This window comes from Kitasatospora sp. NPDC004240, assembly GCF_053603215.1.
The window spans coordinates 1-3,618 of the sequence record NZ_JBSGFD010000384.1; the positions used below are offsets into that span (position 1 = coordinate 1).

Genomic DNA, 3,618 nt, shown 5'->3' on the forward strand with positions numbered 1-3,618 from the left:
GGACGCGGGCAGCACGGCCGGGTTCCTGATCCGTGACCGCGACTCGAAGTTCACCGCCGCCTTCGACGCCCTGATGGCCGATGCCGGCCTGAAGATGGTCACCACCGGCATCCGGATGCCGCGGATGAACTCCCTGACGGAGCGCTGGACACAGACCTGCCGCAGGGAGCTTTCGGACCGCACTTCGATCTGGAACCAGCGCCACCTCCTCCACACGCTCCGCGAGTTCGAGGCCCACTACAACGGGCACCGGCCACACCGAGCGCTGATGCAGGCCGCGCCCCTGCGCTTGCCACCCGAACCGATCAACCCGCCAGGGCACGTCACACAGCTGGAGGTCCTTTGACGAGACCGACTCGGCCGCACACTCCACGAGTACCAACATGCCGCATGACCAGCGCGGATGATTATTCGGCACCCGCAGCTTCGCCGCGCTGGTGCTCTGGGTCTGCCGCGGCCTGCCGAGGCCGTCAAAACGTCACGGGCGCCCCACCAAAGATCTTGGTGGGGCGCCCGCTCGCGTGATGGAAGAACCTCAGTGGTCTATTTGAGTGGGGCTTTCCAGGTCTCCGCGTCCCGCGACAGGGCGATGGACCACACGTCCCCCGGCCCCGGAACCCCTGAATCACTCACGTCGTCATCTATTACGTGAATCAGTGCGCACGATTCAGGGATCCAGAATCTCCTATACCTTGACCTGGTGGCATCCTCGATTGCTTCCGAGCTGGCGCCAGCTCGAATAATGGACTGAACCAAGGCGCCAAACGAGACCCGGTCCTGAAAAGTACCGTATCTGCGCGATAGGGGCTTGGGAATCACGTCCGCATTGGGCAGTGGCAACCGATGCACCTGAATGCTAATTCCTATGCATTTCCAAGAATTCTCGAACCGCAGGAAAGATAGCTCCACGAGGCCATAGTCGCGACGCATGCGGCCCTTGTGCACGTCATCGACGTAGTCATTGCCAAGGGCCTGCTCCCATTGGGTTGGGTTGGTCCCCAGCCCGACCCCTAGAACTTGCCCGCTCACCGCGACATCATGGAGGAAGTCCAGTTCAGTCACCCCATCTTCTCCAATGCCTTGATGAGGAAGTGTATCTCCGCTGCCCGGTTGGACTGCATGCCAAACTCTCCAGCGTTCATACTGGCTCGGGCGGATTTGGCCTTTTCGATGATATCGGCCCTCAGGCTCGGATTCGAGTGGATCTCATCCAGAACCTTCTGAACCTCCTTGGGGCTAGCCGTTCCGGACCTTAGACGAATGGCCTCAGCGCCGATCCCGCCTTCGCCGTTCGGGAAGATCCTCACCTCATTCTCTCCGATGTGAATGTGGGCACCCTTGGTGGCCCAGTCCTGGTAAGCAACAGATGCGTGAATGCATCTGTTGGAATTATGAACGAGTACCGGAGTCTCGCCCGCCAGCACATATTGATCCGAAACGGTAGGGGTTCTCGGTCGTTGAACACCGCGTGACTGAACTGGTGGGGGACGCGCGGCACTTGTCGCCGTCGGCGCAGGAAGCGTTGCGGCTGCGGGCGGTGGCCGCGCTGGTGGAAGGCCGGGCCCGCGAGGACGTCGCGTCGGTGTTCAAGGTCTCGCTGAAGGCGCTGGACGGCTGGTGGGCGAAGTGGCTGGACGGCGGGCGCGAGGCGCTCATCGGGCGCCCGCGTGGCCGGCGGGTCGGGGAGCATCAGGTGCTGTCCGAGGCCGAGCAGGCGGCGGTGCGGCAGGCCGTGCTCGACCACCAGCCCTGTGAGCTGGGGCTTGTCGGTCAGCTGTGGACGCGTTCCCAGGTGGGTGCGCTGATTGCGAAGCTGTACCGGGTCCACCTGACGGAGCCGGGGGTGGGCAAGTACCTGCGCCGCTGGGGACTGTCGTTCCAGCGCCCGGACAAGCGGGCCGTCGAGCAGGATCCCGAGGCAGTGCGTGGCTGGCTGGAGGAGACCTGGCCGGCGATCCGCGCGAGGGCGAAAGCCGAAGGCGCCGAGGTGCTGTTCGCCGACCAGGTCGGCATCCGCTCCGACCAGGTCACCGGCCGGACCTGGGGCGCCAGGGGGCGGACTCCGATCGTGCGCCGGACCGGGAACCGCTTCTCGGTCAACGCCATGTCCGCGATCAGTACCAAGGGCCGCATGCACTTCATGGTCTTCACCGGCACCTTCGACGCGCAGGTCATGTGCCGTTTCCTCGACCGGCTCGCCGGCCACTTCGACCGCAAGGTCCACCTCGTCGTGGACCGCCACTCGGCCCACCGCAGCAAGAAGGTCCGCGCCTGGCTGGCCGACCACACCGAACAGGTCGAACTGCACCTCCTGCCGTCGTACTCGCCCGAGCTGAACCCCGACGAACTGGTCAACGCCGACCTCAAGCGCAGCCTGCCCATGAGCCACCGGGCCCGCAACCGGGCCGAACTCGCAGCCGAAGCCCGGCGCTTCTTCCACCGCCGCCAACGCCAACCCCACATCGTCCGCGGCTACTTCCACGGTCCGCACGTGCGCTACACCCTCGACGAGAACCAATTGAGTTTCTGATCAATAGTACGTGTGGAGGTTGGCGACGGTGAGGTTGTGGGCCTCCTGCGGGTTCGTGCTGTAAGTGCGGGTGGAGAGGGCGGTGACGGTGGTGCCGCTCGTGGTCAGCAGCTGGTCGCCAACCGCGATGTCCTTGGCGGGGGTCCAGCGTTGGGTGGTTTCGTCCCAGTAGGGGTGGTGGGAGGTGGAGACCAGTGGCGTGTCGGTGGTGGTCGTGGTGTTGCTGATGGTGAGTTCGGTGAACTCGGCGTCGTCCGGTGTGACGATTTTCGCGGTGACTGGCTGGCCGAGGGTTGTGTCGGTCTGTGGGTCGGTGGCCAGGACGGTGTCGCCGGGCTGGATGTCGCCGATCTTCTTGGTGCTGCCGTCGGCCATCAGGACGAGGGTGTCCGGCGGGAAGCTGTCCCTTCGCCCCGGGGAGCGGGCACGTGCCTTGGCCCAGTAGGTCGTCGGCCTTGTTGGTCTTGAGGTCCTCGGCCTTGTCTATGGTGCGTTTGGCTTTGAGGTAGTCGCCGCCGACGGGTACGAGTCCGATGCCGCTGTTGATGGCTCCTTCCACGTCGCCCCGGTAGATGTTCAGCCCGAGGGAGACGAGGTCGCCGGCTGTGCCGACGAGGCCGGGAAGGTAACTAGCGGCGTCGGCGAGCTCGGTGGCCCGGTCTAGTTTAGATTTTTTCGTGGGGTTGTATCCCCACGTTGAGACGTTGTTCTTGTGGATCTGCTTCGCCATCCAGTTTTGCTGCTCGCTGGGGCGCATGTAGCCGGGCAGGTTCTGCTGGTAGTAGCGCCTCTGGTCGTCATCGGAGACGTACTTGTGGGTGGTTTCGGCGGCGTTGCTCATGGTGATGGTGCCGGCCGAGCCGCACTGGTAGAGGGTGCCGCATTCCTCGGATTTGAGGCCGCTGGGGTCGCTGGAGTTGACCGGGTCGTTCTCGCTGTACGCGTAGCCGTTCCACTGCTGCGGGTCGGCGGGGTCGAGGATCGGGTCCGGGCTGATGAAGCGGCCGGTGTTCGGGTCGTACTGGCGGGCTCCGAGGTTGGTGAGGCCGGTGGTGTCGTCCTTGGTGCCGCCGACGAAGCCCTTGGTG

General features: G+C 64.7%; 3 protein-coding genes and 2 pseudogenes. 2 read left to right on the top strand and 3 right to left on the bottom strand.

Annotation, left to right across the window (positions count from 1 at the left end):
* Nucleotides 1-346 (top strand): integrase core domain-containing protein (locus tag ACWEQL_RS41625; protein ID WP_452156714.1); only part of this gene is annotated, 346 nt, incomplete at its 5' end.
* A 712-nt stretch (nt 347-1,058) separates the two neighbouring features.
* On the opposite strand, the gene ACWEQL_RS41630 is transcribed toward ACWEQL_RS41625, so the two are convergent.
* Nucleotides 1,059-1,424 carry a hypothetical protein gene (locus tag ACWEQL_RS41630; protein ID WP_452156716.1) on the bottom strand — a complete coding sequence of 122 codons (366 nt, stop codon included), beginning with the start codon at nt 1,422-1,424 and terminating at the stop codon, nt 1,059-1,061.
* 44 nt (nt 1,425-1,468) lie between these two features.
* Here ACWEQL_RS41630 and ACWEQL_RS41635 point away from each other — a divergent pair, with 44 nt between their 5' ends.
* Nucleotides 1,469-2,530 (top strand): IS630 family transposase, encoded by a 1,062-nt coding sequence (locus ACWEQL_RS41635; protein WP_452156718.1) that lies wholly within the window; start codon nt 1,469-1,471, stop codon nt 2,528-2,530.
* Here the strand turns inward: ACWEQL_RS41635 and ACWEQL_RS41640 are convergent.
* Both ACWEQL_RS41640 and ACWEQL_RS41645 read right to left on the bottom strand, forming a co-directional pair.
* Nucleotides 2,531-2,920 (bottom strand): annotated as a pseudogene (locus tag ACWEQL_RS41640) (polymorphic toxin-type HINT domain-containing protein); the annotation flags it as partial. It lies immediately after the preceding gene.
* 495 nt (nt 2,921-3,415) lie between these two features.
* Nucleotides 3,416-3,618 (bottom strand): annotated as a pseudogene (locus tag ACWEQL_RS41645) (RHS repeat-associated core domain-containing protein); the annotation flags it as partial.